Below are 24,383 nucleotides of genomic sequence, written 5' to 3' on the forward strand. Positions count from 1 at the left end.
AAGCAGGGGAGCATAGCCCCCCTGCACCCCCGGGAATGTGGAGGTCGCGCCCTACCTATCCGTTGTTCGCTCATGGCTGCGTCGGGAAACGTATTGGCTGCGCCGCAGGGAGTGCGAAACGGCCAAACAGCGCGCGACGCTGACATTCCGAGGGTCTGGGGGATCATCCCCCAGGACTTCCTCTTCCCCTTCAAACCAGCTCCGTCTCGATCCCCAGTCCCGACTTCAACGTCAAAGTCACCGGCGTCCGCTCGGCGATATCCGCAAGCCGGGCTTTCTGCTCGTCATCCAACCCGACGATCGAGAGCTTTCGCTCGATCCGCATCTCCTCTTTCGAACCCTTGAGCCGAAGATCCACGTCCACCGAAATCAGCGGCCAGCCCTTGCGCGCCGCATACATCTTCAGCGTGATCGCGGTGCAGGCGCCGAGACTGGCCAGCAGCAGGTCGTAGGGCGCCGGTCCGGCACCCTGCCCGCCCAGTGCTTCCGGTTCGTCGGCGGTAATCGCGTGGCCACCAACCATGATCTCGGTGCGCCAGGGGGTCTCGCCGATATGGGCGGTTCCATGTGCCATGGTCTGTTGCTCCTCAGGCCGGAAGGGGGATGAATTCGTGCTCTTCGGGCACGCGGGCGAAGCGCTGTTCCTTCCAGTCTTCCTTGGCCTGCTCGATACGGTCGAGCGAGGAGGAGACGAAGTTCCAGAAGATGTGGCGCTTTTCCGGCAGCGGTTCGCCGCCCAGCAGCATCAGGCGGGTGCCGCCCTTGGCCCTCAGGATCACTTCGGCGCCTGGCTTGAAGATCACGAGTTCGGTCTCCTTGAAGCTGCCGGTCTGCCCTTCCACTTCGACTTCGCCGCCGACCACATAGATGGCGCGTTCGACGTGCTCGGCTTTCACCTGGTAGCGCGCGCCGTCGAGCATGACGATATCGGCATAGACCATGTCGGAGTAGGTCTTGAGCGGCGAAATCAGACCGTCGGAGGTGCCTGCGATCACCGTCAGCCGGGTTCCGGCGTCTTCGGTAAAGGGAATCTCGTCGGCCTTGTGATGGGCGAAGGCCGGGGCGATCTCTTCCGCTTCCTTGGGCAGCGCGATCCAGGTCTGGAGACCGAACAGCTTGCCGCCGCTGGCCCGGACTTCGGGAGAGGTGCGCTCGGAATGGACGATGCCGCTGCCCGCCGTCATCCAGTTGACCTCGCCGGGGCGGATGGCCTGGGCCGAGCCGAGCGAATCGCGGTGGAATATCTCGCCTTCGACAAGGTAGGTCAGCGTGGAGAGGCCGATGTGCGGATGCGGGCGCACGTCGAGGCCTTCGCCGCTGCGGAACACCGCCTCGCCCATCTGGTCGAAGAAGATGAAGGGGCCGACCATGCGGCGCTGCGCGGTGGGCAGCGCGCGGCGGACCTGGAAGCCGTCTCCAAGATCGCGGACGGGGGGAAGAACGACGAGGTCTACGCCTTCGATATCGGATGAATGGACGGTCATGGGGCAATCCTTCCTTGCGCTTCTTTTGTGCGATTGAGCGCCGGGGAAGAAAGTCGGCGCCGATAAGGGAAAATGCAATCTGGGAGATTGGGGAGCGGACGGATTTCCGCCCGCTCCCGGTTCTTACGTCAAGCAGCGTCGACCAGAACGATCTCGCTATCCTCGATCGCGGTGACCCGCAGCACGTCGAGGTCGCTGATCGCCACGCCGTCACGGGCATTGGCGCGGACGTCTTCGATCTGCACCGCACCGATAGCGGGAACGAGGTAGGCCTTGCGGTCCTTGCCCAGCGGGTACTCGGCGGTTTCACCAGCCTTGAGCGTGGCGCCCACGACGCGGGCATTGGTGCGGATCGGCAGGGCGTCGTTGTCGTTCTCGTAGCCCGAGGCGAGCGTCACAAACTGGCCCGAACGGTCGCCCTTGGGGAAGGGCTTGGCGCCCCAGCTGGGCTCCTCGCCGTCGCGGGTCGGGATGATCCAGATCTGGAAGATCTTCGTCGTCACATCCTCAAGGTTGTATTCCGAGTGGGTGATGCCGGTGCCGGCGCTCATCACCTGGACGTCTCCGGCCTCGGTACGACCCTTGTTGCCCAGGTTGTCCTGGTGGGTGATCGCGCCTTCGCGAACATAGGTGATGATTTCCATGTCGCGGTGCGGGTGCGGCGGGAAACCGGTCTGCGGGGCGATCGCATCGTCGTTCCAGACGCGCAGGTTGCCCCAGTGGACGCGGGCCGGATCGTGGTATCCGGCGAACGAGAAGTGGTGCTTGGCGTCGAGCCAGCCGTGGTTGGCGCCGCCGAGGCTGTCATAAGGGCGAAGTTCGATCATGTCCTGTCTCCGGGGGCGGCAGAGTGGGATGCCGTCCTGTTGAAACCCATATAGACTTGCCCTCATTTCAAGTTCAGAGGGATAAAATCGACCTGACTGTTCTAGGAGATTGAAAAGTGAGTAACCCCGGTACGCCGACCTTGGACCAGCTTCGCATCTTCCTGGCCATCGTCGACACCGGCAGTTTCGCCGCCGCTGGGCGCAAGCTGAACCGCGCGGTCTCCGTCATCAGCTATGGCATCGCCAATCTCGAAGCCCAGCTCGGCGTCCTGCTGTTCGAGCGCGAGGGCACCCGCAAGCCGCAGCTGACGACCGCCGGGCGGGCCGTGCTGTCCGAGGCGCGCGGCGTCGCGGAAGGCATCGACGGCCTGCGCGCCAAAGTGAAGGGCCTGCTCGACGGGCTCGAGGCCGAAATCGATCTGGCCGTGGACGTCATGTTCCCGGCCGAACGTCTCGGCGTGATCCTGCGCGCCTTCGCGGCCGAGTTTCCAACCGTGCAGCTTCGCCTCCATGTCGAGGCTCTTGGCGCGATCACATCCATGGTGCTCGACGGGACCGCCGTGATCGGGGTGTCCGGCCCTCTGTTCGCAGGCGTGGGGGGGCTGGAAAGCGTATCCGTGGGCTCGGTGGCGATGGTGCCGGTGGCCGCCCCCGACCATCCGCTGGGCCGGATGGACCTGATCCCGCCCGGCGCGGGGCGCGAGTATACGCAGTTGGTGCTCAGCGACCGTTCGCGCTTCACCGAGGGCAAGGACTTCTCGGTCATGAGCCCCAAGACCTGGCGCCTTGCCGACCTTGGCGCCAAGCACGCGCTGCTGCGGCAGGGGATCGGCTGGGGCAACATGCCGCTACCAATGATCGAGGCCGACCTGGTTTCCGGCACGCTCATCCGCCTCTCCATGCCCGATCACCCCGGCGGCATCTACCGCTTCGGCGGCATCTGGCGGCGCGACACCCCGCCCGGCCCGGCTGCGGCCTGGCTGCTCGACAAGTTCGTGGCCCAGTGCGCGCTCGACACCGGCCTGGGCGAGCTTCCGGATATCTGATCCGATTGCGATGACGAGAATAGGGAAATCGGCCATCCCCTTATAGTAAAAAGTCATTCCCCTTACACAGAAGCATCACTGCAATCTTGATACGTCATTGACGCGTTATATCGAATCCAATGAAGAATCGGTTTGTCACAGCCAATTACTATGCGACAAACCCCGACATCGCGATTTTTACCAGTGTCGCGACTGGTTCGATCCCCCGGTCGAATCAGTCGACGGTTTGGAGAGTTGATCATGCTTCATGACGCGTTGAGCACGACAACGACAAATACGGGTCAGATTCCGGACCATACTTATACCACCATCTCACCGCCGCCTTGTCCGCACCCGGCCGGCCCCGCTTCACCCCGCTCGCAATGCGCAAATGCGCCTCTCCTGCCGGGAACGCCTCTCACCCCGCAGGAGGGAGAGGTTTCTGCAAGAGGGGGGCTGGCGGGATGGCAACTGCGCAAGGTCATCCGACACATCGATGAAAATCTCGGCCACGCGCTGCCCTGCTACGATCTCGCCACCGTTGCGCGGCTGAGCACCGGACATTTCTGTCGCGCCTTCAAGACCAGTGTCGGCGAGCCTCCGCATGCCTACGTCATTCGCCAGCGCATTCGCCGCGCGCAAAGCCTCATGCTGCATACCGAGGATACACTGTCCGAAATCGCCTGCACCTGCGGCCTGACCGACCAGGCGCATCTGACCCGCCTGTTCCGACGGATCGTGGGCAGCACCCCGAAGGCCTGGCGCACCCGATGGCGGCCGCGCGCGGCCTGAAGTGCCCGAAGCGCGTGGCAGCGGCTCGCCCGTGCCGTCCCTCTATCTGAATATCGAGAGCCCGCCGACCATCGAGCCGGGACCACGTTCGACGCGCTTCGGCGCGGCCGGACTCACTTGGGGACTGGCGGATTCCCTCCCCCGCTAAGCCGCCAGTCCCCCCTTCCTTCCGCCCGGCGCTTTTCTGTTTCCTCGAACGGTTGCGGTGAATTTATCGGGATTTTTGAAATCCAGTTTCTGCGGCAAATCCTTGGACATCGAGGGTTCGTGACCAACCGAGCCCCTCTTTCGAGCAAGGAAATCGTCATGAACACCGCTACTCTGAATGTCGCCCCGATCGCCGCCGACAAGGGTCTTGTCCGCCTCCTGCCCCTGGCCGGCCGCATCCTGATTGCCGCCATCTTCATTCTCAGCGGCCTTTCCAAGATCTCCGACCCAGCCGGTACGATGGCCTATATCGCCTCTGTCGGGCTCCCCCTCCCCGCAGTCGCCCTGGCCGGTGCCGTCGCGGTGGAAGTGATTGGCGGCGTACTGCTGATCTCCGGCTATCGCCTGCGCAGCGTCGCTGCGGTGCTGGCCCTGTTCAGCCTGGCGACGGCGGTCTTCTTCCACGCGCAACTGGGCGACCAGAACCAGTTCATCCATTTCTTCAAGAACGTGGCAATGGCGGGCGGCCTGCTTCAGATCGTCGCCTTCGGCAAAGGTCGCGACTGAACACGCCTTCTCAACCTGAAACGACGAAGGGCTGCCGAAAGGCGGCCCTTTTTCGTACATCTCGGAACAGATACATTCGTTCTACAAAATTCACCACAGCGATCCTGATCACGATGAAATCGAGTTCAATTGACTGGACGTTTGTCACAAAGGATACATACATCCGTTTTAACCGCCCGAACGTCAGTTACATCAAGGATCCCGCCACATGCGCAAGCTCGCCCCCGTCTTCCTTTTCGCGGCGCTCACAGCCACACCCGCCATGGCGCGTGAACTGGCAACACTCACCCGCCTAGACGATGCAACGGTAGAGCTTGCGCGCATGGAAACCGCCCCAGTCGGCGTATGGATCAGCAGCGATCCCGTGCTGGACAAGGGCGACCAGCGCGTCGCAACTGCCAGCACGGCCGCCGCGTTGAAGCTGCCGATCCCGGCCAATGAGCGGCGCTACGTCATCCTCAAAGGCAAGAACGGCAAGACCACCGTGGTGGCCGAACGCGTGCTGCCCCTTCAGCAGGGCAGCAACTTCCGCGACATCGGCGGCTATGTCACCAAGGATGGCCGCACGGTGAAGTGGGACAAGGCCTTCCGTTCCGGCGCGATGCCCTTGCTGACCGATGCCGACTATGCGCTGCTGGGCCAGCTCGACCTTGGCGCGATCGTGGACCTCCGCTCGATCGAAGAACGCGAAGTCGCGCCTGACATGCTGGACGACCGCACCGGCGCGCTGTTCCTCGCCAACGACTATTCGATCAAGCCGCTGTTCCAGGACATGGCCAAGAGCGGCGGCGAGAACATGTACAAAGGCATGGAGCTGATGCTCGTCCCGCAGTTTCGCGCGCTGTTCAATCGCCTGCTCGCGAACGAGGGCGCGGTGGTCTATCACTGCTCGGCCGGACAGGACCGCACCGGCATCGCCACGGCCCTGATCTACGACGTGCTGGGCGTCGATCGCGAAACGATCCTGAAGGACTATCACCGCTCGACCGAGCTGCGGCGCCCGCAGTGGGAGATGCCCAAGGTCGATCCCGCCGCCTACCCCAACAACCCCATTCTCAAGTACTATGCCGCGCGCGCCGACGGCCAGCCGCCGAAGGCCGAGCCGCTCTACACCAAGGGCGGCGCTTCGCACCTCGCGCAGTTCTTCACCTATCTCGACCAGCAGTATGGCGGATCGGAAGGCTATCTGAAGCAGAAGGTCGGCCTGACCGATGCCGATATCGCCAAACTGCGCCAGACGATGCTGGATTGACCCGATATGCCAAAGCGCCCGCCCGACCGATCAGGCCGAGCGGGCGGAACGAGCCGTCATTCGGGTCGCAATTCGAAGGTGGCCGCGTTGAAGGCTGTCAGGGCTTGCGCAAGGTTACCGCGTCGAGAGGTTCGCCAGTGGCGGTATAGGCGCGATAGCTGAGTTCGCCCTGGCTGACGTCGATCACCTGATAGGCCTGCGTACGCGAGGCCGACTTGCGCGCCCAGGGCAAGCTGCCGACATCGTACATCTTGGGCCCGGCGACCGACACCGCATAAGTCGTGCCGGCATCGTCGGCAGCGGGGCCGTCCTTGCCGATGGCTCCTCGCGCGTAGCCGTGATCGTGGCCCTGGAGCACGAGATCGACGTGGTACTTATCGATAAGGGGTTTCAGCGCCGCGCGCACCTTGGGATTGTCTCGCCCCGGCTCGCTGGAGAACAGCGGGAAGTGCAGGAACAGGACCGTCCAGCGGCTGGGATTCTTCGCCAGCAGGCCATCCAGCCACTTCACGATGGCCTTGCGGGCGGTCTCATCACGATCGACCTGCATCGAATCGATCGAGATCAGGCGCAGGCCCTGATAGTCGGTGTACCAGCTGGTTTCCCGGCTGGCGGGCACCTCGGCAGGGCCATTCTCGGGCAAAGTGAACTGACGGCGCCACTGGCCGTTGATCGACGATCCGGCGCGCGCCGCCTCGTCCCGCACGTATTCGTGGTTGCCCGGCGTCGGCATCTGCGGTGTCTGGGCATAGAGGAAGCCGCCCGAAGCGAACCATTCCCCCCACTCCGCATCACTGTCATGCCGGTTGATCAGGTCGCCCGCGTGGATCGTGAACGCCGCGTCGCCCGCCTGGCGGAAGGCCATGCGCAAGGTGCGCGAGGCTTCCGACAGGATCTGGTTCTGCATGTCGCCCATGTAGATGAAGCGGAACGGCTTCGCCTCGCGCGCGGCCGTGCGGAACTGGAACCATTCCGACCACTGCGCATCGTCACCCGCGCGGGAGGCACCGACGCGGTAGGCGTAGACAGTGTCCGGTTCGAGTCCGGTCAGCACCGCCGCGTGATAGGCGGCACGGAAAGCCGGGTCTTCACGAACGGCAAGAGTGGCGTCGTCGGTCTTGGCCGCCACGGACAGCGGCGCCTTCACGAAGTCGGGGCTGTTCGTCGCTTTCGCATACTGAACCTGTCCCGCAAGGCCGGGTGCCGAGCGCCAGGTCACGGCCATCTCGGTCGCCGGATCGGCGGTAAGGTTCAGGATCACGCGCTCGGGCCGGACCGTGGCAGGTGCCAGCGGCTCCTGCTGCTGGGCAGGCGCATCGGCGGCGAGTGCCGGGAGCGGCAGGCAAAACGCCAGCGCCCCCGACAGGATACGGGTCTTCATCGTCATCGCAGTATCCTCAGAAGATCAGGTTCAGGCCGAGCGTGATGCTGCGCCCGTTCTTGATGTAGGCGCGGCTTGCCCCTGTCCCGGAGGACACGGTTTCCCAGTAGGTATGCGAATCGAAGAGGTTCTGGACCTGAAGCTGGACCGAGGACTTCTTGAGGAACGTCTTGCGGAAGGTCAGATCCACGAAGCTATAGGCCTGCTCGTAGGGATTGTTGCCGAAGTCCTGGATGCCGCCGAGGAATCTGGACTGATAGTTCCACGCGCCGTAGATTTCCCAGCCCTTGCGCTCCCAGAACAGTTGCAGGTTGGCGATCGTCTCCGGCGTTTCCATCAGCGGCAGCTTGTAGCCGTCCGGGTGCCAGGTAAGCCCCGTCACGGCCCTGGAGCGCTGCAAGGTCAGGTTGCCGCCAACACCCAGTGAGCCGAGGATGCCGGGCAACCAGTGCAGCAGCTGCTGGCCGCTGATTTCCATGCCGTAGACTTCCGCCGTCTTGCCGTTGTTGGGCATGGAGATCGCCACGCCTGCGGGGTCGACGTTCTCGCCCAGCGTCCCGTCGCGGATGTTGCTGGAGGAGGAGCGGAACAGGAAGTTGGTGATGTGCTTGTAGTAGAGCGCCACCGAATAGGCGCCGGTGCGGCCGGCATAGTGCTCGAGCGACATGTCGAGGTTGAGCGAGCGCATCGGCTTCAGGTTCGGGTTGCCCTGCGCGATCGAGGTCAGCACCCATTGCGAGATCGGGTTTTCCTCGCCGTCGCCATCGGGGTCGGTGTCGTAGCCGTATTCGCGCGCCGAACTCATGCGGGCGATGTCGGGACGGGCGAAGCTGGTCCAGACGGCGCCACGCAGCTTGGTGCGGTCGTCCAGTTCGTAGTTGACGTGGACCGAGGGCAGCACGTTGACGAAACTGGACTTGTCCGAAACGAACCGCTCGCCCTGGATCAGGTCCATGTTCCAGGCGTCGATCGTGTTGCGCGTCGCTTCCATGCGCAGGCCCGCGATCACTTGCGCCCGGCCGAAACGCGCCGTGCCCATCGCATAGGCAGAGATCACGCGCTCCTCGAAGCGGAAGCTGTCCTCGTTCGAAAGCTCGGCCTGGCTGGGATCGACCGCGAAGCCGTCGAATATCTCGCTTTCGCCGTCCCCGGCGCGCTGGAGTTCGGCCAGCATCTTGCGGTTGTCGATCGTCGTGCCCAGCCGATAGAGGCCGCTATAAGCGCCCCCGAAAAGGCTGTTTACGTCCTTGCCGTAGAATTGCGAAAAGTCCGCCAGGGTGCCTTCAGCCTCTAGGTTCAGGAACGAACCCTGATAGGTACGGCGCCGCGAGTTGTAGAACTTGGCGCCGGTCTTGAACGATTCCACCCAGGAATCCACCGGCTTCCATTCGAGGTTGAACTGCGCCTGCCAGAGCTTCTCGCTGCTGCCGCCCACTTCGCCTTCGAGGCTGCTGAAGTCGTATTGCGAAGGATCCTGGACGGCAGCCAGGCCGGCGGAGTTGAGCAACCACTTGGGGAAGCGCGAATCCTCGCTACTGCTGAACAGCACGCCCTGATTGCCCAGCCATCCGTACTTGTCGCTGCGGAATTCCAGCGTGTAGCCGTCGTCGAGGTTGTCCTCGGACTGCGAGTAGGACACGTCATAGTCCACCGTCACCTCGCCCAGGCGCGAAACGCCGCCGAGGTTGGCCGAAGCAAGGCTGCCTGTCTCGCGCGAGCCTTCCCAGAAGCGGCGCAGGCGGAAGCCCTGCGGATCCCAGGTGCCGGAGCCACCGTTGAGGCTGTAGAACGAACGCGTCGAACGGTCGGCATCGGTGATCAGCCCGTCGCCGTCGCGGTCCACGATCTGGCCTGCGGTGTAACCGTAGATGCGGCCGAGCTTCGCATCATAGCCGGTCACGTTGTCGTCGGGCTGGAGCAGCGTGGTGTCGTCGGTGTCCACCTGCGAGAGGCGGGCCGAGTTCTTGGACGTATCGTTGCGGAAGTTCAGGCGATTGAGGAATTCGTCCTTGCGGTACTTGTTGTACTGCCCGCGAAAATGGAAATCGTGGTCGTCAGAGCGGTAGTCGATGCTGGTGTTGGCGCCCCAGCGCTTCACGTCGGTCTCGCCGAAGCCCAGGTTCATGCCGCGCATGACGAAGCGGTTGGGATCCCAGCCCAGCGTCTCGCTATTGTCGTACCAGGTATCCGGCTGGTTGTCGCCGTCGACGCCGTTCTGCTCGAACTGCGACTTGCGGCGGCTCCAGTTGCCCGAGACGTAGATGCCGAAATGCTCGTTGAACTGACGCGAGAGCGCGCCCGAGACCTGGCCGGACTTGCGGTGATCGTACTTGTCCAACATGCCGCCCTCAACCGAGAGACGGGCGTAAGTGGGCGTCTGGTCGAAAGCCGTGGGCGTGGAAATATCGACAGAGCCGCCCAGCGCATCGCCGTCGCGGTCGGGCGTCAGGGTCTTGTAGACGGTGATTTGCTTGATGCCGTCCGGCGGCAGCACCGAAAGGCGCACGCCGCGATAGAAGTTGTTGTCCCGCGACCCGGCGCCGCCCAGGCGCACGCCGTTGATCGAGTAGTTGTTCAACTCGGTCGAGAGCCCGCGCACGGTGATACGATCGCCCTCGCCGGTGGTCGGGCTGCGCACGGCATTGACGCCGGGCAGACGGGCCAGCGCTTCGGACACGTTGTTGGCGGGCAGCTTGCCCATGTCGTCGGCGCTGACGGTATCGGAAACGGTGTCGTTCTTGCGCTTGATGTCGAGCGAACGCTGGACCGCTTCGATATAGCCCGTGACGACGATCTCGCTGTCCCCGCCCCCGGCAGGATCTTCAACCGCTACGACTGCGGCAACCGGCGCGGCGCGGCGCGGCACGGCAGTCGCGGCCGCTGGACGTGGCCGGGCGGCGGCGCGTGCCTTCAAGATCACCGTTCCGCCGCTCACCCGCGTATCGACATTGGCCCCCCGCACCAGTTGCGACAGCGCTTGCTGCGCGCTCATCTTGCCGGAAACGGCAGCACTGCGGCGCCCCCGCACCGCATCCGGCGCAGCCGCCACCTGCATGCCCGTGACGCGGGAGAATTCCTGGAGCGCACGCCCCAGATCCTGCGCGGGGATGGTAAAGGTATATTGCGCGGTCGCGGCTTGCGCTGCCGGCGTGGCAAGGCCGCCCCCGACCGTTGCCAGCGCTATGGCCAGCGCGGAAACCCGCGCCAGTGCTTTACTCGAACGAAACATAGATCCCCCGTTGGATTAGGCATTCGGGGGGAAGACGCGCGCACCCGGCCGATCCCGACAAATATTTTTTCTTACATTTTCATGTCGTTATCAAGTAATTCTGATGACAGTTCTATCGCGACAGGACGTAGCGGGCCTGTTCCTTGCGCCACTGAAGGTCGTGAATAGCCGCCAACGCCTCCAGCACCATTTCGGGGTCGGATGTCTGAAACCGGCCGGTCACCAGCAGGCCGCCCAGGCCCGGATCGGCCATCACGACCGGCAGGCCCGAGCCGCGATTGAGGCGCTGCACCAGTTGCAGCACCGAAGTGTCGTCGGCATCGAACCAGCCGTCGATCCATCCGGGGTGATCGCCGCGAACCTCGCCCAGGCTGCGCACCCGATCGCCGCCGACTTCGATGCCGCTGCCCGCAGGAAGCCGCCAACGCCGACCCGCGCCGGCATCCACGCTGACGAGCCCGCGGTAGACCCGCACCACGCGCGTCTCCCTGTCCACCAGATCGATGTCGAATGCAGTACCCAGCACGGTCACGCTGGAATTGCCGGTGTCCACCGAGAACGTGCGCAATTTCTCGTGCGCCACGTCGAAGAAGGCTTCGCCGCTAAGCAGCGCCACGTCGCGAGACCAGGGCGTGATGCGCACGTTCATCCGGGTGCCGCCGCTCATCCGCACTTTCGACCCGTCGGGCAGAACCGCCTCGCGCGATATGCCCCGCGCGGCGACATAGCTCGATTCGCTCACCAATGCGCGGGCGCCGATGGAGACGAGCACCACAAGGCAAAGCGCCACCGCCGCGAAGGCCGCGAACTGCTTCCACGCCTGGGCCGCCCAGCCGGGTGCTTCGGCATCATGCGACAGGCTGAAATCGCCCCCCGCTTCGGCATCTTCAAGAGCGTGCTGCAAGCCGCCAGACTGCCACATCGCCTGCATGCGCGCGTAGCTTTCCACATGGCGCGGATCCTGCATGATCCAACGGTCGAATTCGGCCGCCACTGCGGCGTCGTGGAGCGGACGGTTCATCCTGTCCACCCACTGGGCGGCCTGGCGGTCGATCGCGTCGAATTCCTGATGTTGCGCGTTCATTCGCCGAGCACCGAGAAATCGACTCCCGCACGTTCGAGCGCGCCGCGCAAGTCCAGCAGGCCGCGGGTGATATGCTTCTCGACCGCCTTCACAGTCATCGAAAGATCCTGGCCGATGGCACGACAGCTTTCCTGATTCAGGCGTCTGCGAATGAGAACTTCCCTGCGTAGCGGTGGCATTCGTCGCAGGCAGCGCGAGAGCACGTCCAGAGCGCGGCGCGAATCGAGAATCCTGTCCAGCGAGGGATCATCGCTTTCCCATTCCTCGTCCACCTCCCCGCCTTGGCGAAACTCCCGGCGTTTCGCATCGACGATCAGGTTGTCCGCGATCCTGAACGCCAGTGCGAAAAGACTGCCGATCTGTTGCGTCTGGCTCAGAGCAATCAGGCGCGCAAGCGTTTCCTGCGCAACATCGTCGGCGATATCCGGCGCGGCGCCCCGTGCGCGCAAGTAGCGCAAGAGCGTAGCCCTCACGTCGTTCCAGTCCTGCGGCGAAGCCGCCGGCCGATCCATGGCATTAGAAAGCACGTTTTTTTATCGCCCTGCGCCCCGCCGTCTCTGGTCCGGCGCAGGGCGCCCTAGGCATGCTCCGTGACGGTTTGAGGAAGCTTGGGAGACACCACGAAAATGCCGCGTTCCCGGCGCACCCGAAAAAGGCGTCCACGGCGCGAGAAAGCCTGCCGGCATCGCTTACCGGAGTGCTCCCTCCGGTGCTCCAGGCAGTGTTCTCCATTGACTCCGGGCCGCCTCGAATTTACCGGCGATTTTTGCGAGTGATTTGCAATATCTTGCTCTCAGGGGTGAATGAGCATGGCCAGTAGTGCCGCCAAGTCAGGGAAAGCGCGAAACGGGATCGGCCGCTGGAACGTCACCGCGCGTATCGTCGCGGCCGTGCCGGCGAACTATCTGGTGACGTCGCTGTTGACGGCTTGCCTCGCCCGGCTTCTGGCGCATGGCCTTGCCGTCAATCCAGCCGAAGCCAGCGTCACCGCGATGCTGCTTTCCTTCGCAATCTTCGCCACGATCGCGCTTTTCGCCTTCGGCCTGCGCTCGATTTCGCGGCTGTGGCTCTGGCTCGCCGCAATCTCGGCCGTCAGTGGCGGTATTCTCTGGATTTCGCTCGGCACGGGAGGTCGGCTGTGAAGGAAGGTCTGCGCCAATCGATGGCGCTGCTCCACACCTGGACGGGCCTGCTGCTCGGCTGGCTGCTGTTCGCCATGTTCGCCTCCGGCACTTCGGCCTATTTCCAGGACGAGATCACTCGCTGGATGCAGCCCGAAGTCACGGGCGACGCCGATCCCGTCAGCTCGGCGGAAAGCGCCGTCCGCTTCCTCCAGCGCACCGCGCCGGATGCCGCCAGCTGGTATATCTCCCCCCCGAACAGCCGCAGCGCCACCACCCAGGTCTTCTGGCAGCCCGGCGACGGCTCCCCCGGCAAGCGCGGCGAGACGAGCGCCGTGCTGGACCAGTCCGGCAAGGAAGTCTCCGCCCGTGAGACGCGCGGCGGCTTCTTCCTCTATCGTTTCCACTTCGACCTGCACTACATGCCGGTGCTCTGGGCCCGCTATCTCGTGGGCGTGGCCGCGATGTTCATGCTGGTGGCGATCCTGTCCGGGATCATCACCCACAAGAAGATTTTCGCCGACTTCTTCATGCTGCGCTTCAACAAGGGCCAGCGCTCGTGGCTGGACGCGCATAACGTTACGGCCGTGATCGCCCTGCCCTTCCACCTGATGATCACTTTTACCGGGCTGGTCACGCTGGCGATCATGTACATGCCCTGGGGCGTCGCTGCGAACTATGCCGAGCGCTCAACCTATCAGGAAGCCGTCTTCGGCAAGAGCGAGGACGTGGCGCGCAGCGGCGAAGCCGCGCCTCTGGCGGCACTGGGCCCGATCATGCAGTCGGCCTCGGCGCAGTGGGACGGCAAGCGCGTCGGCTATGTGCGCGTCACCAATCCCGGAGACGCCAACGCCACGATCGCCATAACCCGCGCTCCCGAAGGCGGAATCGGTTCGCGGGGCGAGGAAGTTTCCTTCAACGGCGTCACCGGCCAGCCCGTTAGCGAAAGCATGGCCAAGGGCCCCGCGCTCGCCACGGAAAGCGTGATGATCGGCCTCCACGCCGGTCGCTACGCCGAATACGGCCTGCGCTGGCTCTATTTCCTGTCGGGACTAGGCGGCACGATCATGGTCGGCAGCGGCCTCGTGCTGTGGACGGTGAAGCGCCGGACGAAGCTGCCCGATCCCAACCGCCCGCATTTCGGCTTCCGCCTGGTCGAGAAGCTCAATATCGCCACCATTGCCGGCTTCCCGGCCGGGATCGCCACCTACTTCCTGGCGAACCGCCTGCTGCCGCTGGGACTTGCGGACCGCGCCGATCACGAGATCGACAGCCTGTTCCTTGCCTGGCTCGCGGTACTCGCCTGGGCGCTGGTGCGTCCTTCGGCCCGCGCCTGGCCCGAAATGCTGGGCCTTACCGCCGCGCTCTTCGCAGCGGTTCCGTTGGTGAACGGCGTCACCACCTCGCGCGGGCTGCCGATGAGCCTGCTGGCTGGGGACTGGCTGTTCGTATCGTTCGATCTGGTGATGCTGCTCCTGGCCGCCGGCTTCGCCAAAGGCGCGCGCCGCGCCGCCCGCAAGCGCGCGGAAGGCCCCAGGCCCATTCGCCGTAAATCGCAGGAGGCGGTAGCGGCATGATCCACCTGCTCTGCGTCCTTCTGGCGATCGGCGCCTTTGCCGCCCTCGCCCTGTCCATGAAGCGTCACCAGCGGGATCTGACCGGCCGCGCGCTCGGCCAACGCGAAACCGGGCTGGCACGCGCGATAGGCTGGACGCTCGTGGCCCTGATCCTCGCCATCGATACGGCGGCCTTCGGCTTCGGCTATGCCCTGGTCGCCTGGGCCGGACAGCTGACCATGGGCGCCTGGCTCAACGTCGCCTGGCTGTGCTGGAAGACCGCGCCTTCGCGGAAGCGATAGGCCGGAAACGAGTCCCCAAAGGGCGTTTGCGCCGGACCGAGGAAACTGCGTGTTCCCTGTTACGGGAAAACAGGTAAGCTGCTTGCCGAACAGCACCAACCTCTTCGCGATTATCAAGGAGGCGCCCATGCGCAAGGATGCATCCCTCTACTCGATCGACGGTTCCTCGCTTTCCCAGCCCTCCCCCGAAGAGTCCCTGACCGACCGTCTCAATCGCGTGCTGGAGGTGCTCCGCGCCGAGTTCCCGCAGGCGGTGGACGTGGGGCTGGAGTTCGACGGCAAACTGCATGCGCATATCGACGTGCGCGGCGGCGAGGAAGTCTGCGGCGTCGAATCGAAGCTGCCCAACCTGGGCGACGGCATGTTCACCCAGGTCGCCCATGGCGCCACGCCGCATCACCCCTTCTTCCACCGCATCAGCGCCATCGTAGTCGACTGAATAGTAATCGACTGAATCGTAGTCGACTGGCCGCTCCCGCCGGGAACCAAGCCGGAGGCCCGTGCCTTTCTCCTGCGCGAGGAGGAACGGGTCATGGCGGCACGCGCGTACTGGCAAGGACAGATCAGGCTGGCCCTGGTGTCCATTCCGATCGAGGTCTACCCGGCCACGAAGTCCGGCGCCGCGATCTCCTTCCACCAGATTCATGAGCCCAGCGGCAAGCGCATCCGCTATGAAAAGGTCGCGCCGGGCGTAGGGCCGGTCGATCGCGATGAGATCATCAAGGGTTACGAGATCTCCAAGGGCAACTACGTGCTGCTCGACGAGGAAGAGATCGAAGCCGTCAAGATCGAGAGCCGCAAGACGCTGGAACTGGTTCAGTTCGTCGATGCCGGCGATATCGACGTCCTCTATTACGAAACACCCTACTTCATCATCCCGGCCGACGATCTGGCCGAGGAAGCCTACATCGTCCTGCGCGAAGCCTTGCGCCAGAGCCGCAAGGTCGGCCTTGGCCAGCTGGCGGTGCGCGGCCGCGAGCAGCTCGTCTCGATCAAGCCTTGCGGACGCGGGCTGGTGATGGAAGTGCTGCGCTATGCCGACGAGGTCCACAAGGCCCAGGGCTATTTCCGCGAGATCGGCGACGAAGCACCGGACGCCGATCTGCTCGACCTCGCCACCACGCTGATCGAGAAGAAGAGCGCGCCCTTCCACCCGGCCGAGTTCCACGATCGCTACATCGACGCGCTTCACCGCCTGATCGACAAGAAGGCGAAGTCGAAAAGCAACAAGCGCGTGCTGGAGGACGTGGAGGAGCCCTCCGGCGGCAGCCGCAGCAACGTGATCGACCTGATGGCGGCGCTGAAGAAGTCGGTAGGCGAAAGCGGCAGCCGGGCCGCTCCTGCGAAAAGCACCACCCGCAAGGCGCCTGCGAAGAAGGCTTCGGCCCCGGAAACCGCCGGCAAGAAGGCCGCCGGAAAACCTGCCGGGAAGACGGCCGAGAAGCCGGGGGAAAAGGGCGCGGTGGGCAAGAAGCCGCCCGCGAAGAAAACCGCCGAGGCTCCGGCCCGCTCCCGCAAGCGCGCCTGAGCCATGGAACTCAATCCGGCGGTCCCCCTCCATACGATCGATTCCGAAGTCCTGCTGCGGCTTGCAGCGGCGGCGGTCGTGGGCCTGCTGTTGGGGCTTGACCGGGAATGGAAAGGCCATCCCGCAGGACTGCGCACCCATGGTCTGGTTTGCGTCGCGGCGGCGACGATGACCACCTCCATCATCGCCCTCTATCTCCAGATGGACGGCCCGCGCATGGATCCGCTTCGCATCTTCGAGGCCACCGGGGCCTTCGTCGGCTTCATCGGCGCCGGGCTGATCGTCTTCTCTCGCGGACGCCTGCGCAACCTCACCACGGCGGCAAACATCTGGCTGACGGCGATCATCGGCATCGCCTGCGGTGCCGGACAATGGCCGCTGGTAGTGATCGGGCTGGTGGTCAGCCTCATCATGGTGACGATGCTGCATTTCGTGGAGAAACGCTGGGACCGAACCCACCCGACGGATCGCGAGCCCCTGCCCGAGGAGCGTGCGCGATGAGCAAGGAGTCTCAGCGATGAGCAAGCCTGGCCCGCTTGCCGAATACAACCGCAAGCGCGATTTCGCAAAGACGGCGGAACCTGCCGGCAAGCTCCAGACCAGCGACACCGGCAATCGCTTCGTCGTCCAGAAGCACGCCGCGCGGCGGCTTCACTGGGATTTCCGCCTGGAAGTGGACGGCGTGCTGAAATCCTGGGCGGTGACCAAGGGGCCGAGCGCCGATCCCGACGACAAGCGCCTCGCCGTCCGCACCGAAGATCACCCCCTCTCCTACGCCCGTTTCGAAGGTGGCATTCCGCAGGGCGAGTACGGCGGCGGCACCGTCATGCTCTGGGATGAGGGCACCTGGGCGCCAATCGCCGGCAAGAGCGCAAGCGATCTGGACGAAGGCCACCTTCATTTCACGCTCCAGGGAGAGCGGATGAAGGGCGAATGGCTGCTCGTGCGGATGAAGGGACGGCCGGGCGAAAAGCGCGAGAACTGGCTGCTGCGAAAAGTCAGCGATGCCCATGATGTTTCGGGCGACAGGCTGGTGGACGAGGGCCTGACGAGCGTGTTGACCGGCCGGACGATGGCGGAAATCGCGGCAGACAGGCAAGGCACGCAGCCGCTCGCAGGCAAGAAGGGCAAGGCTTTCACGGCCGCCATGGAAGAGGCGGCGCGGCACAATTCCAGTGCGGCGAAGAAGAGGGCGAAGGGGGCGCAAAACACCTCCGCCGCGCGTCGCAAGGCGGCACCGCCGAAGTTCCGCAGCCTTCAGCTTGCCACCCTCGTCGATGCGGTACCCGACGGCAACTTGTGGATGCACGAAATCAAGTTCGACGGCTATCGCGCGCTTGCGGCCGTAGCGGGCGATCGAGTGCACATTCATACCCGCAGCGGTCTGGACTGGAGCGACAAGTTCGCGCCCCTCGTGGAGACGATCGCCGCGCTGGACCTGCCCGCTTGCCTGATCGACGGCGAGATCATCGCCCGCGGGCCTGACGGCAATCCGAACTTCTCCAGCCTGCAGGCGGTGCTGAAGCGGGGCCACGGCAGCCAGAAGCCCGGCGACGCCTTCGAATTCCACGCATTCGATTTGCTGGAAGTCGATGGGCGAGACCTCTCCTCGCTGCCCAACATCGAGCGCAAGGAGCGGCTCGAAGCCCTGCTCGGGGACGCCGCACCGCCTCTGTTCGTTGCCGACCATGTGATCGGCGCCGGGGAGAAGCTTTTCGAAGCCATGTGCCGGGCCGGCCAGGAAGGCGTGATCGCCAAGCGCATCGATGCGCCCTATGCCGGACGGCGCACGCGAAACTGGGTCAAGGTGAAATGCACCCGCAGGCAGGAGTTCGTGGTGATCGGCTGGAGCCGGTCGCGGGCGAAGGGTCGGCCGTTCTCTTCGCTGCTGCTGGCGCAGCACGAGGACGGCAAACTGGTCTATCGCGGCAAGGTGGGCACGGGGTTCGACGGCGACATGTTACAGGACATGGCCGGACGCCTCGCTCCGCTCGCACGCAAGACCGCCCCCGCCGAGGTGGATGGCGCGGAGGCGCGCGGGGCAAGCTGGGTAACACCGAAACTCGTCGCGGAAGTCGCTTTCGCCGAACTCACTGCGGAGGGCCGCGTGCGCCATGCCAGCTTCCTTGGCCTGCGCGGCGACAAATCCGCTAAAGAGGTTGTACCGGAAATGCCCAAGCGCGCCCCGAAAGTGCAGATCGACGTTACGGTGTCCAGCCGCGAGCGCGTGATCTTCCCGGAAAGCGGCCAGACCAAGGGCCAGCTGGCGGACTACTATGCCGCCGTCGCGCCGCTGATGCTGCCTTTCGCGGCCAACCGGCCGATCAGCCTCGTGCGCTGTCCGCAGGGCCGCGCCCGCAAATGCTTCTTCCAGAAGCACGACAGCGGCTCGTTCGGCCCTCACGTTTTCCACGTTCCGATCCGCGAGAAAGATGGCGGCAGCGAAGACTACCTCTACCTCAACGACGCCGAGGGGCTGGTCGCCTGCGTCCAGATGGGCACCATCGAGTTCCATGGCTGGGCATCGCGCGCGGACGCCGTAGAACTGCCGGACCGCATGATCTTCGATCTCGATCCCGACGAAGGGCTGGATTTCGCGGATTGCCGCCGCGCCGCGCAGGACTTGCGGCGCCAGCTATCCGACATCGGCCTGATCAGCTTCGCCATGCTGTCGGGCGGAAAGGGCGTCCATGTCGTGGTGCCGCTGTCCCCGGGTCACGACTGGGATACGCACAAGGACTTCGCCCATCGTTTTGCCCAAGCGCTGAGCACCGCCGAACCGGACCGTTTCGTGGGGACGATGAGCAAGGCGAAGCGCAAGGGCAAGATCTTCATCGACTGGCTGCGCAACCAGCGCGGCAGCACTGCGGTCCTGCCCTATTCCGCGCGAGCCCGGCCCGGCGCACCGGTAGCCGTGCCGGTCTCCTGGGACGAACTGGACGAGATGAAGGATGCCCACCCCTTCTCGATCGACGCTGCCGATAAGCTGATCGAGCGGGCGACCGAACTGCGCGGCTGGGGCTTCGCGGAACAGCGACTTCCTGACTTTTAGCGCAGCAGCAGGCCCATCGATTCCTTGCGGCAGGCGGCTTCCGCGGGTGCCCGTGATGCTCCGATTTTCGCCAGTTCCGCGCGTGCCGCATCCAGATCGGCCCGGAAAGTGCGGTCGGCGTGGAGCCGCGCAAGCGTGGCGGAGGCCATGAGCCGGCCGGCATCCACATCGCTGGCCCAGTGGACGTTGCAGACGAGTCGGCTGTCACCGAAATCGCGCCCTCGCTGGAGCACCGCATCGGCTCTGTCGGGCAGCAGTTCGGCAAGGATCAGGGCCCAGCCCCAGCCCAGCGCGCTGTGGCCCGAGGGATAGGAACCATCGGTGCGCAACACCGCTTCGTCCTGCGGTGAACAGGTGGCATTGCCGTGAGCGACGAAAGGCCGCACGCGACGATAGTGATCCTTCGCCTTGTACGTCGAAAGGCCGATATCGATCATCGCCTTGCCCAAGACCCGGTAAAGCGCCGGCGTCAGCTTGGCATCGGGCGTGACCCCGGCCGCGCAGGCGAAAGCGCCGAAGCTGTGCGGAGGCTTGAGATCGGCGTCGCTGGCGGCCTGGACGAAGCGGGGGCTTCCGGCCGGTCGGGCCATGGCCTTGCTGGCTTCCTCGTCCCGCGCGAAGGCAGCCGATCCGGCGGCCGGCGGCGGGGGCAGCAAGGCGAGGCTGTCGGGTAACTGCCCGAGTTGAAGATAGCCCTTGGGCATGCCAGGCGGCAGTTTGGTGGAGATGCTCGGCACCGCCGCGGCAGCAGCCTCGGCAGAACCCGGTTCCGATATGGAGGGTTCTACCGGAACCTGGCCGTGCGCTTGGCCGTGCGCCTGGACTGCCGCCGTGACGATCACGGCGGCGGAAACCAGACCGGAGAGCAGCAACGTGTTGCGCCCCTTCGGCATCAGCTTGAGCCGGCGCCGGCATCGGCCATCTTGGATATCGCATCGTCGATGGTGAAGCTGTTGGGGCGCTGCACCGGCGGAAACTCCTTGAACGTGTCCGCAAACTTCGCCGCGCCCGCCTGAGCCGCGTAGATGAAATAGGCGTTGTAGAGGAACCAGTCGTAATAGGTGTTCGAGGTGACGTCCGCGAACTCGTATGGGTCCGTCCGAAGGTTGAACAGCTTGGGCAGTCGCAACCGGGTGAAAGGCTCGGCCCAGACCTGCATCGTGCCCTTGCAGCGCTGCTCAAGGAAGACCAGCTTCCAGTTATCGTAGCGCATCGCAAGTATATCGCCGTCATCGCTGATGTAGAAAAAGAAATTGCGCGGGCTTTTCTCTTCCTTGCCGGTAATGTGGCTCAACAGGCTGACCCCGTCGATGTGGTTCTTGTACGTCCTTCCAATGGCATCGTAGCCTTTCTTGACCTTCTCCACGATTTCAGGCTCGCCCGCCATTTCCAGGAAGGTCGGGAGCCAGTCGTGGTGCTGGACGATCCCGTTGGAGATGGAACCGGCTTCCACCTGGCCCGGCCAGCGCACGATCAGGGGAATGCGGAAAGCGCCTTCCCAATTGGTGTTCTTCTCGCTGCGGAACGGCGTCATGCCGCCGTCCGGCCAGGAATTGCGGTGCGGACCGTTGTCGGTGGAATACATCACGAACGTGTCGTCGGAAAGGCCAAGCTCGTCGAGGAAATCGAGCACCTGTCCGACGTTCTTGTCATGGTCGATCATGGTGTCGTGGTAATTCGACTGCCAGCGCCCCGCCTGTCCCTTGCTCTCCGGCTTGGTGTGCGTGAACATGTGCATGTGCGTGGTGTTGAGCCACACGAACCACGGCTTGTCGTCCGCTTCCTGCCGCTTGATGAAGTCGATCGCCGCTTCCACGAACTCGTCGTCGCAGGTTTCCATGCGCTTCTTGGTGAGCGGGCCGGTATCCTCGATTTTCTGCTTGCCGACCTTGCCCCAGCGCTCGTGCTCGGTGGGATCGTCGTCCTCCGTCGCCCAGCTGTGGATCACGCCGCGCGGGCCGAAATGCTCCTTGAAACGCGGATCCGTGGGATAATGGTCCATCTCCGGCTCTTCCTCGGCATTAAGATGATAGAGGTTGCCGAAGAACTCGTCGAAACCGTGGTTGGTGGGCAGCATGTGGTTGAGGTCGCCCAAGTGGTTCTTGCCGAACTGCCCCGTGGCATAGCCCTGCTCCTTGAGGAGCGCGGCGATGGTGACGGTCTGATCGTTCATGCCGATCGGCGCGGCGGGGATGCCCACTTTGGAAAGTCCGGTACGCAGCACGCTTTGCCCGGTGATGAAGGAGGACCGCCCGGCCGTGCAGCTCTGCTCGCCGTAGCTGTCGGTGAACTTCATGCCCTCCTTGGCAAGCCGATCGATGTTGGGCGTGCGATAGCCCATCAGCCCGTCGGTGTAGCAACTCAGGTTGCTGATCCCGATGTCGTCGCCCCAGATCACGAGAATGTTCGGCTTCTTGCTCGGCATGGTCGGCATCCTTTCGCAAAAGTTGCCGGGATGGTCTGCAAGCGGGGACGATTCGGCCATTGGGGTTTGCCCGGAGCGGGGCACCGCTATTGTCCTGAGAGTTCGTTTGGAAAATGCCCGGGTGGGCATTTTCAGAGCGGCACCTTCGATCAGCCACCGGACATGCTTTCCGCAATCCGGGGGTAATTCCCGATTCAGCCGCTCGACCACCTGTCGCACTCTTCCGCCCGTCAGACGTCAGGAGGAAGCATGGCCCTCGCTCATTCTCGGCACTCTCCGTGGAAGTTCTTCGCTCTTGCTTGCGGCCTTGCCGCAGGCACAGGCACAGGCAGCCAGACGGCATCGGCTTCGGAAGGCGGCGCCAGCATCTACCTGCTGGGGTCCGGCGGTCCGGCGACGGCGGTGCAGCCACCGGTGGAAGGCTTCTTCATCGACGACACCATGTTTTTCTATGGCGGCGACATCGACGCGGACAAGAGCCTGGTCGTCGGCGGCAATGTCGCGCTGGGGCTGGATACCTTCATCGCGGCGCAGTTCACCACGCTGGTCTGGGTTCCTTCCACGAACTTTCTGGGCGGCACGCTGGCGGTCGGAGGCACTCTGCCGGTCGCGGCGCCCTTCGTGAACGCCTCGGTAGCGGTCGAGGGGCCGGGAGGACAATCGATCGTCCGTTCTCGCAGCGACAACACCCTGACGATCGGCGATCCCATCGCCAACGCCTCGCTCGGATGGAAGTGGGACAAGTTCCACCTTCAGGCCAGCGGCTTCGTGAACATCCCGGTCGGTCACTATCGCGAGGGGGAACTGGCCAACATCTCGTTCCACCGCTGGGCGGGAGACGCGTCGCTGGCGGCAAGCTGGCATGACACCGATTCCGGATGGGACATCAGCGCCAAGGCCGGGGTGACCTTCAACGGCCTCAACAAGGCCACCCAGTACAACTCCGGCAACGATCTCCATATCGAGGCAGCAGCCGAGAAGACGTTTTCGGAGAAGTTCTCCGCGGGGATTCTCGGCTATTACTACAACCAGATCAGCGGAGACACCGGCGAAGGCGCCGTGCTTGGGCCCAACAAGGGCAGAGTCGCCGCCATCGGGGCCACGGCGGCCTACAATCTGGTCCTCGGTAGAAGCCCTGCCTCCGTGCGGGTGCGCGTGTTCCAGGAATTCGATGCGCGGCGCCGAACTGAGGGAACCTCCGGCATGATCAGTCTCAGCCTGCCGCTCAAGGTGTTCCCGCCCGCCACCGCCGGGAACTGACTTGATTTCTCGGATCCGCGCCTTTCATGCGAGAGGAGAGCCAAACATGTTCCTGTCGGCACGCACCACCGCCGTTGCCTTTCCACTCTTGCCGCTGGCGCTGCTAGCCCCGCTCGCCGCGCAGGCCCAGGAACGACCGGTTCAACAGATCGCCACCGACACCGTTACGGCAACGACTGCTCTCTCCACCGACGGAAAAGGTGGCGATGAACAAGCTGCAAAGCCGAGCGGCGCCGACAAGAAAATGAAGCCGGACCTCCTGGTGGTGCCCATTCCGATGTCGAACCCGACGATCGGGGCGGGAATTACCCTGGCGGGGGTGCTGTTCTATAACCCAAATGGCTCCAAGCAGCCCTGGGTAACCGGCGGCGGCGCGTTCTATACCACCAACAAGAGCTGGGGCGCCGGCGCGGTCCACAGCATGGCGCTCGATGAAGACCGCTTCAAGGTTCTGCTGTTCGGCGGCTATGCGGACATCAACATGAACTTCTACGGCATCGGCGCGAACGCCGGCGACCGCGACATTTCGGTGGACCTGGAAGACCGGGGAACCATGATCCTTGCGGAAGGCCAGTACGAGATCGCAAAGAACCTCTATTTCGGCGCGCGTTACCGTTTCATGGATGTGGATTCCCGCATTAAGCGTGAAAATCCGCTGTTCCCCGACCTGAACCTGCCCGGCAACCTGCTGAACAGCAAGACCTCCGGAATCGGCCCTTCGGTGACTTTCGACAGCCGCGACAACCAGTTCGCTCCTCGCAAGGGCGTCAACGTTACGCTCGTCGGCATCTTCAACATGGACGCGTTGGGCAGCGATTTCTCCTACGACACCTGGCAGCTTTCGGCCAATGCCTACTTCCCGGTGACGTCCAGCGGCACCCTGGCGATTCACGGCGGGGTCTGCGCCGTATCCAAAGGCGCCCCGTTCTACGACTTGTGCATGTACGGCCAGAGCGGCGATCTGCGCGGCTACGAAATGGGCCGCTACCGCGATCGCGCCATGGCCACCGCGCAAGTCGAGTGGCGCCAGCAGTTGAGCGCCAGCTTTGGCGCGGTTCTGTTCGGCGGGATAGGCACGATTGCCGGCAGCCTGGGCGATCTGGACGACGGCAAGTTCCTGCCCGCGGTGGGGATGGGACTTCGCTACAAGGCCTCACGCGCGACGGGTACCAACTTGCGCCTCGACATCGCAATGGGACGGGACTCCCAGGCGATCTATTTCGGCATCGGCGAGGTGTTCTGAGGGGCTGTCTGAAAATTCGCGGCACGCGATTTTTGAGGCATCGGCGCTGGGCGATAACTCAGTTCATCCCCGAAATGTTGAAGACGATACCCGCCACGGCGGCCACGC

General features: G+C 64.2%; 22 protein-coding genes. 13 read left to right on the top strand and 9 right to left on the bottom strand.

What is annotated here, in order from left to right; genetic code table 11:
- Positions 1-190: 190 nt before the first annotated feature.
- The 3 genes from RT424_RS19310 to RT424_RS19320 form a co-directional block, all read right to left on the bottom strand.
- Positions 191-574 carry an OsmC family protein gene (locus RT424_RS19310; RefSeq protein WP_313441544.1) on the bottom strand — a complete coding sequence of 128 codons (384 nt, stop codon included), beginning with the start codon at positions 572-574 and terminating at the stop codon, positions 191-193.
- A gap of 13 nt (positions 575-587) precedes the next feature.
- Positions 588-1,484, bottom strand: coding sequence for a pirin family protein (locus RT424_RS19315; RefSeq protein ID WP_313441546.1), 897 nt, complete (start codon positions 1,482-1,484; stop codon positions 588-590).
- 128 nt (positions 1,485-1,612) lie between these two features.
- Complete coding sequence (locus RT424_RS19320; RefSeq protein WP_313441548.1) at positions 1,613-2,311, bottom strand: pirin family protein; 699 nt, start codon at positions 2,309-2,311, stop codon at positions 1,613-1,615.
- 116 nt (positions 2,312-2,427) lie between these two features.
- Between RT424_RS19320 and RT424_RS19325 the strand changes: the two genes are divergently transcribed.
- From RT424_RS19325 to RT424_RS19340, 4 genes are all read left to right on the top strand, one after another.
- Positions 2,428-3,357, top strand: a complete 930-nt coding sequence (locus RT424_RS19325) for a LysR family transcriptional regulator (RefSeq protein WP_313441550.1) — start codon at positions 2,428-2,430, stop codon at positions 3,355-3,357.
- Between the two features lie 240 nt (positions 3,358-3,597).
- Positions 3,598-4,128 (top strand): AraC family transcriptional regulator, encoded by a 531-nt coding sequence (locus RT424_RS19330; RefSeq protein ID WP_313441552.1) that lies wholly within the window; start codon positions 3,598-3,600, stop codon positions 4,126-4,128.
- 306 nt (positions 4,129-4,434) lie between these two features.
- A complete protein-coding gene (locus RT424_RS19335; RefSeq protein WP_313441554.1) occupies positions 4,435-4,842 on the top strand; it encodes a DoxX family protein in 408 nt (135 codons plus the stop codon).
- A gap of 208 nt (positions 4,843-5,050) precedes the next feature.
- Positions 5,051-6,094, top strand: coding sequence for a tyrosine-protein phosphatase (locus tag RT424_RS19340; RefSeq protein ID WP_313441556.1), 1,044 nt, complete (start codon positions 5,051-5,053; stop codon positions 6,092-6,094).
- A 97-nt stretch (positions 6,095-6,191) separates the two neighbouring features.
- Here RT424_RS19340 and RT424_RS19345 read toward each other — a convergent pair whose 3' ends face one another.
- The 4 genes from RT424_RS19345 to RT424_RS19360 form a co-directional block, all read right to left on the bottom strand.
- The gene (locus RT424_RS19345; protein WP_313441558.1) at positions 6,192-7,481 is read right to left on the bottom strand and encodes a metallophosphoesterase family protein; all 1,290 of its coding nucleotides are present in this window, start codon (positions 7,479-7,481) and stop codon (positions 6,192-6,194) included.
- Between the two features lie 10 nt (positions 7,482-7,491).
- Entirely contained in the window at positions 7,492-10,704 is a 3,213-nt protein-coding gene (locus RT424_RS19350; protein WP_313441560.1) for a TonB-dependent receptor, read from the bottom strand.
- A 112-nt stretch (positions 10,705-10,816) separates the two neighbouring features.
- Entirely contained in the window at positions 10,817-11,788 is a 972-nt protein-coding gene (locus RT424_RS19355) for a FecR family protein (protein ID WP_313441562.1), read from the bottom strand.
- Entirely contained in the window at positions 11,785-12,300 is a 516-nt protein-coding gene (locus tag RT424_RS19360) for an RNA polymerase sigma factor (RefSeq protein ID WP_313441564.1), read from the bottom strand. The genes RT424_RS19355 and RT424_RS19360 overlap by 4 nt, the downstream gene beginning before the upstream one ends.
- Positions 12,301-12,591: 291 nt before the next feature.
- Here RT424_RS19360 and RT424_RS19365 point away from each other — a divergent pair, with 291 nt between their 5' ends.
- From RT424_RS19365 to ligD, 7 genes are all read left to right on the top strand, one after another.
- Entirely contained in the window at positions 12,592-12,930 is a 339-nt protein-coding gene (locus RT424_RS19365) for a hypothetical protein (RefSeq protein ID WP_313441566.1), read from the top strand.
- Positions 12,927-14,486: a PepSY-associated TM helix domain-containing protein gene (locus RT424_RS19370; RefSeq protein WP_313441568.1), complete on the top strand. Its 1,560-nt coding sequence runs from the start codon at positions 12,927-12,929 to the stop codon at positions 14,484-14,486. Before RT424_RS19365 ends, RT424_RS19370 begins: the two co-directional genes overlap by 4 nt.
- Positions 14,483-14,767 carry a DUF3325 domain-containing protein gene (locus RT424_RS19375; protein ID WP_313441570.1) on the top strand — a complete coding sequence of 95 codons (285 nt, stop codon included), beginning with the start codon at positions 14,483-14,485 and terminating at the stop codon, positions 14,765-14,767. Before RT424_RS19370 ends, RT424_RS19375 begins: the two co-directional genes overlap by 4 nt.
- Before the next feature lie 127 nt (positions 14,768-14,894).
- A complete protein-coding gene (locus RT424_RS19380; RefSeq protein WP_313441572.1) occupies positions 14,895-15,206 on the top strand; it encodes a hypothetical protein in 312 nt (103 codons plus the stop codon).
- Between the two features lie 93 nt (positions 15,207-15,299).
- Complete coding sequence (locus RT424_RS19385) at positions 15,300-16,295, top strand: Ku protein (RefSeq protein WP_313441574.1); 996 nt, start codon at positions 15,300-15,302, stop codon at positions 16,293-16,295.
- 3 nt (positions 16,296-16,298) lie between these two features.
- Positions 16,299-16,796, top strand: coding sequence for an MgtC/SapB family protein (locus tag RT424_RS19390; RefSeq protein ID WP_313441576.1), 498 nt, complete (start codon positions 16,299-16,301; stop codon positions 16,794-16,796).
- 16 nt (positions 16,797-16,812) lie between these two features.
- Complete coding sequence (ligD, locus tag RT424_RS19395; RefSeq protein ID WP_313441578.1) at positions 16,813-19,347, top strand: DNA ligase D; 2,535 nt, start codon at positions 16,813-16,815, stop codon at positions 19,345-19,347.
- On the opposite strand, the gene RT424_RS19400 is transcribed toward ligD, so the two are convergent.
- A complete protein-coding gene (locus RT424_RS19400) occupies positions 19,344-20,240 on the bottom strand; it encodes a phosphatase PAP2 family protein (RefSeq protein WP_313441580.1) in 897 nt (298 codons plus the stop codon). The genes ligD and RT424_RS19400 overlap by 4 nt on opposite strands.
- Positions 20,240-21,772, bottom strand: coding sequence for an arylsulfatase (locus tag RT424_RS19405; RefSeq protein WP_313441582.1), 1,533 nt, complete (start codon positions 21,770-21,772; stop codon positions 20,240-20,242). Before RT424_RS19405 ends, RT424_RS19400 begins: the two co-directional genes overlap by 1 nt.
- Positions 21,773-22,021: 249 nt before the next feature.
- On the opposite strand from RT424_RS19405, the gene RT424_RS19410 reads away from it, so the two are divergent.
- Positions 22,022-23,032, top strand: coding sequence for a transporter (locus RT424_RS19410; protein WP_313441584.1), 1,011 nt, complete (start codon positions 22,022-22,024; stop codon positions 23,030-23,032).
- A 46-nt stretch (positions 23,033-23,078) separates the two neighbouring features.
- Complete coding sequence (locus RT424_RS19415; protein WP_313441586.1) at positions 23,079-24,275, top strand: BamA/TamA family outer membrane protein; 1,197 nt, start codon at positions 23,079-23,081, stop codon at positions 24,273-24,275.
- Positions 24,276-24,383 lie beyond the last annotated feature (108 nt).

It is taken from the genome of Novosphingobium sp., assembly GCF_032093395.1.
Classification (GTDB): Bacteria; Pseudomonadota; Alphaproteobacteria; order Sphingomonadales; family Sphingomonadaceae; genus Novosphingobium.

Excerpts from the sequence above, each read along its gene's own strand:
- RT424_RS19310 (WP_313441544.1), bottom strand. The coding sequence starts at position 574 with ATGGCACATGGAACCGCCCATATCGGCGAGACCCCCTGGCGCACCGAG.
- RT424_RS19315 (WP_313441546.1), bottom strand. The coding sequence starts at position 1,484 with ATGACCGTCCATTCATCCGATATCGAAGGCGTAGACCTCGTCGTTCTT.
- RT424_RS19320 (WP_313441548.1), bottom strand. The coding sequence starts at position 2,311 with ATGATCGAACTTCGCCCTTATGACAGCCTCGGCGGCGCCAACCACGGC.
- RT424_RS19330 (WP_313441552.1), top strand. The coding sequence starts at position 3,598 with ATGCTTCATGACGCGTTGAGCACGACAACGACAAATACGGGTCAGATT.
- RT424_RS19335 (WP_313441554.1), top strand. The coding sequence starts at position 4,435 with ATGAACACCGCTACTCTGAATGTCGCCCCGATCGCCGCCGACAAGGGT.
- RT424_RS19340 (WP_313441556.1), top strand. The coding sequence starts at position 5,051 with ATGCGCAAGCTCGCCCCCGTCTTCCTTTTCGCGGCGCTCACAGCCACA.
- RT424_RS19345 (WP_313441558.1), bottom strand. The coding sequence starts at position 7,481 with ATGACGATGAAGACCCGTATCCTGTCGGGGGCGCTGGCGTTTTGCCTG.
- RT424_RS19350 (WP_313441560.1), bottom strand. The coding sequence starts at position 10,704 with ATGTTTCGTTCGAGTAAAGCACTGGCGCGGGTTTCCGCGCTGGCCATA.
- RT424_RS19355 (WP_313441562.1), bottom strand. The coding sequence starts at position 11,788 with ATGAACGCGCAACATCAGGAATTCGACGCGATCGACCGCCAGGCCGCC.
- RT424_RS19360 (WP_313441564.1), bottom strand. The coding sequence starts at position 12,300 with ATGGATCGGCCGGCGGCTTCGCCGCAGGACTGGAACGACGTGAGGGCT.
- RT424_RS19365 (WP_313441566.1), top strand. The coding sequence starts at position 12,592 with ATGAGCATGGCCAGTAGTGCCGCCAAGTCAGGGAAAGCGCGAAACGGG.
- RT424_RS19375 (WP_313441570.1), top strand. The coding sequence starts at position 14,483 with ATGATCCACCTGCTCTGCGTCCTTCTGGCGATCGGCGCCTTTGCCGCC.
- RT424_RS19380 (WP_313441572.1), top strand. The coding sequence starts at position 14,895 with ATGCGCAAGGATGCATCCCTCTACTCGATCGACGGTTCCTCGCTTTCC.
- RT424_RS19385 (WP_313441574.1), top strand. The coding sequence starts at position 15,300 with ATGGCGGCACGCGCGTACTGGCAAGGACAGATCAGGCTGGCCCTGGTG.
- RT424_RS19390 (WP_313441576.1), top strand. The coding sequence starts at position 16,299 with ATGGAACTCAATCCGGCGGTCCCCCTCCATACGATCGATTCCGAAGTC.
- ligD (WP_313441578.1), top strand. The coding sequence starts at position 16,813 with ATGAGCAAGCCTGGCCCGCTTGCCGAATACAACCGCAAGCGCGATTTC.
- RT424_RS19400 (WP_313441580.1), bottom strand. The coding sequence starts at position 20,240 with ATGCCGAAGGGGCGCAACACGTTGCTGCTCTCCGGTCTGGTTTCCGCC.
- RT424_RS19405 (WP_313441582.1), bottom strand. The coding sequence starts at position 21,772 with ATGCCGAGCAAGAAGCCGAACATTCTCGTGATCTGGGGCGACGACATC.
- RT424_RS19410 (WP_313441584.1), top strand. The coding sequence starts at position 22,022 with ATGGCCCTCGCTCATTCTCGGCACTCTCCGTGGAAGTTCTTCGCTCTT.
- RT424_RS19415 (WP_313441586.1), top strand. The coding sequence starts at position 23,079 with ATGTTCCTGTCGGCACGCACCACCGCCGTTGCCTTTCCACTCTTGCCG.